General features: G+C 58.8%; 1 pseudogene. It reads left to right on the plus strand.

Annotated elements, in window-relative coordinates:
- Nucleotides 1-532: 532 nt before the first annotated feature.
- Nucleotides 533-679, plus strand: a pseudogene (locus QJT78_RS51765) (IS110 family transposase); the annotation flags it as partial.
- Between the last annotated feature and the right edge of the window lie 117 nt (nucleotides 680-796).

Below are 796 nucleotides of genomic sequence, written 5' to 3' on the forward strand. Positions count from 1 at the left end.
GTCTCGGTCATGGCGTATCGCTCTCCTCGAGAGGTTCTGGCAGGCTCGTCACCCGCCTCGATACGCCGCCTTCCTCACACCGTCATCACCCAGATTCCGCCATAGCTCGGTATCTTACTCGGTTACGCGGCGGAACGGCGCATGGCAGCGGCAATCAGGATTGTCGCGCCATATCCCTCCGCAAAATCCCTCAGTTTGTCTCACAGGCCCTGACGGCGAACACCGCAGGGGCTCCTCTTGGTGGCGGACCGAGTAGACGCAGCACCATTGTGTTGAGGTTCTGCACAATGGCGGCGAGATGAAACTCGTCGCGGGCGCCGAAGGCGCATTCGCCAGGCTGACCTTCAGGTGTGCAGCTCACAGACGCCAAATGTACGGCCGTGGCAAAATCGATCTGCTTCAAGCCGGACTAATCGGCGCAGAATAAACGTAGCTGCACCAAAACTGATGGTGTGGAACGGCCCTTCGAACCGGCCTTGAGGAGGTCTACTGTGGTGACGCCAATCGCCACACGAGAGAAGGAACCGTTCCCATGGAGAAGATTATCACAATCGGACTAGATCTGGCCAAGTCGGTCTTTCAAGTCCACGCCATCACCGAAGGCGGGCACGTCGCTGCCCGGCGCGCCTTGCGGCGATCACAGGTGCTGGAATTCTTTAGCAGCATCGAGCCCTGCCTTCGTCGGTATAGAGCTGGCCCCGCAAATTCGGACAGTAGCTTGAGTGGATTTTCTGCCTGACAGCGGCGAGGATTCTTGCTGCGAATCAGGAGCGAAGATGACGAAGAAGAGCCGCCG

It is taken from the genome of Bradyrhizobium sp. Mp27 (assembly GCF_029953005.1).
Lineage (GTDB): Bacteria > Pseudomonadota > Alphaproteobacteria > Rhizobiales > Xanthobacteraceae > Bradyrhizobium > Bradyrhizobium barranii.